Source organism: Candidatus Pelagibacter communis, from assembly GCF_001179845.1.
GTDB lineage: Bacteria > Pseudomonadota > Alphaproteobacteria > Pelagibacterales > Pelagibacteraceae > Pelagibacter > Pelagibacter ubique_Q.
Genome location: NZ_CVSB01000063.1, coordinates 39684 through 45952, shown reverse-complemented (window position 1 = coordinate 45952; position 6269 = coordinate 39684). Strand labels below are relative to the sequence as shown.

The following is a 6269-nucleotide window of genomic DNA, read 5'->3' as shown; positions in this document are numbered from 1 at the left end:
AAAATTGCAGGACCTTTTATATTGTTCATAATCCCTCCCTCTCTTTAAATTTATCAACAATTAATTTTATATAAAAAAAATACTAGCAGCCACAAAACATTTTGGATAGATTATAATTAGAATAATTAAACTAAGAGGAGATAAAATGAAAAAAATAATGATTTTATTGTTTGTTTCTCTATTTTCATTCTCTGTAAATTCAAACGCTAAGTCTATAACATTAGGATGGGCCGCTTGGGATCCAGCTAATGCTTTGCAAGAATTAACTAAAGAATTTACTGCAGAAACTGGAATAGAAGTTAATTTTGAGTTTGTCCCTTGGCCAAATTTTGCCGACCGTATGTTAAATGAACTTAACAACAAAGGTAAAACATTTGACCTTTTAATAGGTGACTCTCAGTGGATTGGTGCTGGAGCAGTATACGGGCATTACGTTAAGTTGAATGATTTCTTTGATAAAGAAGGAATTTCAATGAGCGATTTCTCGCCAGCTACTGTTTACGCATATTCAACTTGGCCTAAAGGTAGTGAAAACTATTATGCATTACCTGCTATGGGAGATGCATTAGCTTGGGCTTATAGAAAAGACTGGTTTGATAGACCAGAACTTAAATCTGAGTTCAAAAAGAAACACGGTTATGATCTAGGGGTTCCTGCAAACTGGAATCAATTATACGATATGTGTACTTTCTTCCAAGGAAGAGAAATTGATGGTCAAAAAAGATATGGGGCTGCAATTAACACAGAGCGTGGATCAGAAGGTATAACAATGGGTGTTACAGCTGCTATGTATGCGTGGGGTATGGAATATGAAAATCCTAACAAACCATATGATATGGAAGGATATTTCAATTCACCACAAGCTGTAGAAGCAGTTGAGTTTTACAGAAAGTTATATGAAGACTGCGCACCTCCAGGACACTCTGATGCTTACATGGTTGCAAACTTAGATGCTTACAAATCAGGACAAGTTGCATTCCAAATGAATTGGTATGCATTTTGGCCAGGTGTTTCTAAAGAAGACAGTGGTGGAAGAGTTAGTGGATTCTTTGCAAATCCGAAACAAAATGTTGCAGCTGCAACATTAGGTGGACAAGGGATATCTGTTGTTAAATACTCAGACAAACAAGATCTTGCTCTTGAATACATTAAGTGGTTTGCAAGACCAGATGTACAACAAAAATGGTGGGACCTAGGTGGATACTCATGTCATAATGATGTTTTGAATTCACCATCATTCCCAACATCAACTGTTTATGCACAAGGATTCTTGGACTCAATGGGAATTGTCAAAGATTTTTGGCAAGAACCAACTTTCGTAGAGTTAATGCTTCCTATGCAAGAAGCAATTCATGACTATGTTGTTAATGGTAAAGGAACTGCTAAAGGCGCTCTAGATAAAATTATCGAAGAGTGGGTTGAAGTGTTCGAAGCAGACGGAAAACTTTAACATTAATAGTTAAGAAATTAAAATTAGGGGGGGTTAAACCTCCCCTTTTTTTATTAAAAAATTCATATGAGCGTTAAAAAAAAATTCAAAGGACTTTCTGACAAAGCTGTAGGTTGGCTTTTTATCGGACCAACTGTACTTCTGCTACTGGCTATAAATATTTATCCATTGGTCTATGCAATCAAAATGTCCTTTACAAATTTTTACGCAAATAAAATTGGAAGAGAACCTCAGTTTGTTGGTTTAAAAAATTATATTAAAGTTCTTAATAAAGAAGCGATATGGGAAAAAATGCAAGTTACAGCAAGCTTTATGTTTTGGACTTTATTGCTCCAAGCAATCATAGGTTTAGGTTTAGCTTTACTTCTTAATAGGAAATTTAAAGGTAATGAACTATTAACCACATTAATTGTTTTACCTATGATGTTATCACCTGCAGTAGTAGGAGTATTTTGGACTTATCTTTATAATCCTCAAGTAGGTCTATTTAATTACGTGGTTAATTTTTTCTATGATTTAGGAAGCTTTGACATGATTGGTTCAAGTACGCTTGCTCCTTGGGCTATTGTTATTGTTGACACATGGATGTGGACACCTTTTACAATGTTGATTTGCTTAGCAGGTCTAAGATCTGTTCCAAATTATTTATACGAAGCTGCAGAGGTTGATAGAGCAAGTAAATGGCAGCAATTTATATATATTACTTTACCTTCTGTTTTGCCATTTTTATTATTAGCTCTGCTTTTTAGAGGAATTGAGAATTTCAAAATGTTTGACATGGTTGTAGAGCTTACCTCTGGTGGCCCCGGTTCTGCAACAGAGCTTGCTTCAATTAACTTAAAAAGAGAAGCATTTGAAAAATGGAAAACAGGTTACAGCTCAGCATTTGCTGTTATTCTTTTTGTCACCATATTTGGTTTCGGAAATGTCTACGTAAAAGTAATGAACAAAATAAAGGAACGCTGATGGATACCTCTAGATCATATTTGGAACCTTCGTCTTTTTCAAAAAAAATGGCTGCTGCTATTATCATAGTTTACGCTGTAATTACTTTGATACCAATATCTTGGATGGTAATGACAAGTTTTAAAAATGTTGATAGTGCTATTTCATATCCACCTGAAGTTTTGTTTGAACCATCACTAGAGGGATATGTTAACTTATTTACTAATAGATCAAGACAATCACAAGAATACCTTGATTCATTACCTCCCCCAGAAAATTGGTATGAGGAACTAGTTAGAAGCAGAGAGATGGTTATAACAGGACCATCTAAATTTTTAGGTAGATACTCAAATTCTATGATAATTGGATTTGGTTCAACTTTTGCATCTGTATTTTTAGGTGCATTAGCTGCATATGCGTTTTCAAGGTTTAGGGTTCCTTTAAAAGATGATTTATTATTTTTTATTCTTTCGACAAGGATGTTTCCCCCAATAGCGGTGGCTGTTCCTATATTTATTATGTACAGAAAATTAGGTCTTGGGGATACTCACCTTGGAATGATCATATTGTATACCGTTGTAAACTTAAGTTTAGCAGTATGGTTATTAAAAGGATTTATGGATGAAATTCCTAAAGAATATGAAGAAGCAGCTATGATCGATGGATATTCTAGACTTCAAGCTTTCTTTAAAGTTGTTCTTCCACAAGCAATGACTGGTATAGCGGCAACTGCAATCTTTTGTATGATTTTTTCATGGAATGAATACGCTTTTGCTGTTTTGCTAACTCAATTCAATGCACAAACAGCCCCACCATTTATTCCTACAATCATTGGTGAAGGTGGTCTTGATTGGCCAGCAATTGGAGCAGGAACGACTTTATTTCTATTACCGGTAATGATTTTTACAATAATTTTAAGAAAACATCTTTTAAGAGGTATCACCTTTGGAGCAGTAAGAAAATAATGCAAGAAGAAAAGTCATTAATGCGAAAAATATTTAGAAGAGTTTATTGGGAAAACTTATCAACGATACTAATTTTAATTGGAGTTTTCATGTTGTTACAACCGTTTGCAATGTGGATGTTTACTTATTCTTTTATTGTAATTTTAGTAGGAACTATAGGTTTCATAATCACAAGCCACTTTCCGGATTAATATGTCTCAAATTAAAATAGTAAATTTACAAAAATCATTTGGCGATTTTACTGCAGTTAAAAATTCTAATTTAACGATAAATGATAAAGAGTTCTTTGTTTTACTTGGACCATCTGGTTGTGGAAAGACTACAACACTTCGAATGATTGCAGGATTAGAATTACCTACATCTGGTGAGATATATCTTGGAGATGAAGAGGTAGGAATGTTAAGAGCATCAGAAAGAGATATAGCTTTTGTTTTTCAATTATTTGCCCTTTATCCACACATGAATGTAAGAAATAACTTATCATTTCCTCTAAAAATGCAGGGTTATAAAAAAAGTGATATCAAAAATCGAGTTGAAGAAGCAGCAAAACTTTTAAGAATTGATCACATTTTAAATTCTAACATTTCCTCACTTTCAGGAGGTGATAGACAGCGGGTAGCTTTAGGTAGAGCACTAGTTAGAAGACCAAAAGCATTTTTAATGGACGAGCCATTGGGAACTTTGGATGCTGAATTTAGAGAATTAATGTGTCTAGAATTAAAAAAACTACATTTAGATATTGGAGCAACCACAGTTTATGTAACTCATGATCAGTTAGAAGCAATGTCATTAGCTGACCGAATTGCAGTTATGGATGGTGGTGAAATATTACAAGCTGATGAGCCTAATATTATTTACAATAAACCTAAAACTAAATTTGTGGCCTCATTTATAGGATCTCCAGGTATGAACTTTTTTGAAGTTAATGAGGGAATTTCTAAAGATCAATCATTTGTAAATATCGAAGGAGCTAAATTTGATATTCCCAAACAACTTGAGGAATCAAAAGGAAGTAAAAATTTCTTTGGTATACGTCCAGAAAATTTAACTTTAAACAATAATGAGGGTCTAAAAGGTTCAGTTTTTGGAGTAGAGTATTTAGGATCAAGAAAAATAATTACAGTTAAAACAAGTTTAGGTGAAATTAAAGTTAAAACAGATATTTCTATTAACGTTAAATTAAATGAAAATGTGCAGGTTAAACCTTTAAATAATAATATTATTATTTTTGACGGTCAAACGGACAAATCTTTAAATAGTGAATTTATAAAATAATGGCAAAAGTAGAATTAAAAAAATTATTTAAGACTTATAATAAAAAAATTAAAGCTTTGGAGGATATAAATCTTACAATTGAAGATGGCCAATTTTTTGTATTACTGGGTCCATCTGGTGCTGGAAAAACTACAACGCTTAGATGTATAGCCGGTTTAGAAAAAATTGATTCTGGAGATGTATTATTCAACGATGAAAATATAACTCATGATCAACCTGCTTCAAGAGATGTGTCTTTTGTTTTTCAACAATACTCTCTTTATCCTCATTATACTGTTTATGAAAATCTTGCTTTTCCTTTGAGGTCTCCAATGAGAAAACTTCCTGAGGAAGAAATAAAAAATAAAGTAGAGAAAATTGCTGAAATGCTCAAAATTACAAATAAATTAAAAAATAAAGCAACTGAACTTTCTGGTGGAGAAATGCAAAGGGTGGCTATTGGTAGAGCTCTAGTTCGTGAACCAAATATTTATTTAATGGATGAACCACTATCCTCATTAGATGCTAAACTAAGAGAAACCCTTAGAGTTGAATTAAAAAATATTCAATTAAATCTAAATGCTACTATATTGTATGTTACACATGATCAGGCTGAAGCAACAACATTGGCAGATAAAATTGGAGTCTTAAAAGAGGGCAAAATTGTTCAAATTGGAACTCCTGAAGAAATTTATGAAAATCCAAATTCAATTTATGTATCCCAAAGATTGGGGTCACCAAAAATAAATATTTTACCTGGTTCTTTATTTAAACTAGACAACAACATACCAAAAATTGGACTTAGACCAGAAAATATAGAGTTAGGTGATGGACCATACGAAGGAAAGGTTATTTCTATAGAAAATTTAGGTTCAGAGACTGTGGTAGCTATTAATTTTCAAGACAATGAAATATTAGCTTCAATTCAGGGTAGCTATAAGTCATCAATTAATGAAAAAATTAATTTTGACATTAATACGAATAAAGTTTTAAAATTTGATAACGGAGACCAAAGGATACATGAGCGTTAATTTTTTAATTTCTCAAGCAAAAAATATTCAAATAGTTATTGATGAAAATGCAGCAGAAATTGAAGCACTAGATCAAAATATTGGAGATGGGGATCATATATTTAATGTGCAAAGAGGTCTTAAGTTAGTAGTTGAGCTTGAAGATGATATTAAAAATCTGCCCTTACAAAAAGGTTTAAATATGATTGCTATGAAAGTCTTGTCAGGTATTGGTGGCTCTTCAGGAGCTTTGTTTGGAACTTTCTTTATGTCTATGGCTAAAACACCAGATCTAGATAAAGATATAGATTTTAAAAAAGCATGTGAAATGGTTATAACGGGAATTAATGCAATGAAGGAAAGAGGAAAAGCTGATATTGGAGAAAAAACAATGATGGATGTTTTAATTCCAGTATCAGAAAAACTTAATGAATTAAAAAGTAGTAATACGGATATGAAAGAAGGGTTAAGTGAGATAACAAAAATTGCTGAAGATAGAATGTTAGCAACAAAAGACATGCTTGCTACTAAAGGTAGAGCTTCATTTTTAGGAGAACGTGCCAAAGGTCATATAGATCCAGGGGCTCGTTCATCACAACTTATAATCGATACAATATGCAAATCACTAATTAATAAATAGGAGGA

At 32.7% G+C, this 6269-nt stretch carries 7 protein-coding genes; all 7 read left to right on the top strand.

Annotated features, from left to right (window positions below):
* Positions 1-145: 145 nt before the first annotated feature.
* The 7 genes from AMN81_RS06305 (at position 146) to dhaL (ending at position 6264) form a co-directional block, all read left to right on the top strand.
* Positions 146-1450, top strand: a complete 1305-nt coding sequence (locus tag AMN81_RS06305) for an ABC transporter substrate-binding protein (protein WP_072091268.1) — start codon at positions 146-148, stop codon at positions 1448-1450.
* Between the two features lie 66 nt (positions 1451-1516).
* Entirely contained in the window at positions 1517-2416 is a 900-nt protein-coding gene (locus AMN81_RS06300) for a carbohydrate ABC transporter permease (protein ID WP_023854043.1), read from the top strand.
* Positions 2416-3360 (top strand): carbohydrate ABC transporter permease, encoded by a 945-nt coding sequence (locus AMN81_RS06295; protein WP_023854044.1) that lies wholly within the window; start codon positions 2416-2418, stop codon positions 3358-3360. Before AMN81_RS06300 ends, AMN81_RS06295 begins: the two co-directional genes overlap by 1 nt.
* A 20-nt stretch (positions 3361-3380) precedes the next feature.
* Positions 3381-3551: a hypothetical protein gene (locus AMN81_RS06290; protein ID WP_256998244.1), complete on the top strand. Its 171-nt coding sequence runs from the start codon at positions 3381-3383 to the stop codon at positions 3549-3551.
* Position 3552: 1 nt separating this feature from the next.
* Positions 3553-4635: an ABC transporter ATP-binding protein gene (locus AMN81_RS06285; RefSeq protein ID WP_072091266.1), complete on the top strand. Its 1083-nt coding sequence runs from the start codon at positions 3553-3555 to the stop codon at positions 4633-4635.
* On the top strand, positions 4635-5645 hold the full coding sequence (locus AMN81_RS06280) for an ABC transporter ATP-binding protein (RefSeq protein WP_023854047.1): 1011 nt from the start codon (positions 4635-4637) through the stop codon (positions 5643-5645). The genes AMN81_RS06285 and AMN81_RS06280 overlap by 1 nt, the downstream gene beginning before the upstream one ends.
* Positions 5635-6264, top strand: a complete 630-nt coding sequence (gene dhaL, locus AMN81_RS06275) for a dihydroxyacetone kinase subunit DhaL (RefSeq protein WP_034390111.1) — start codon at positions 5635-5637, stop codon at positions 6262-6264. The genes AMN81_RS06280 and dhaL overlap by 11 nt, the downstream gene beginning before the upstream one ends.
* Positions 6265-6269: the final 5 nt, after the last annotated feature.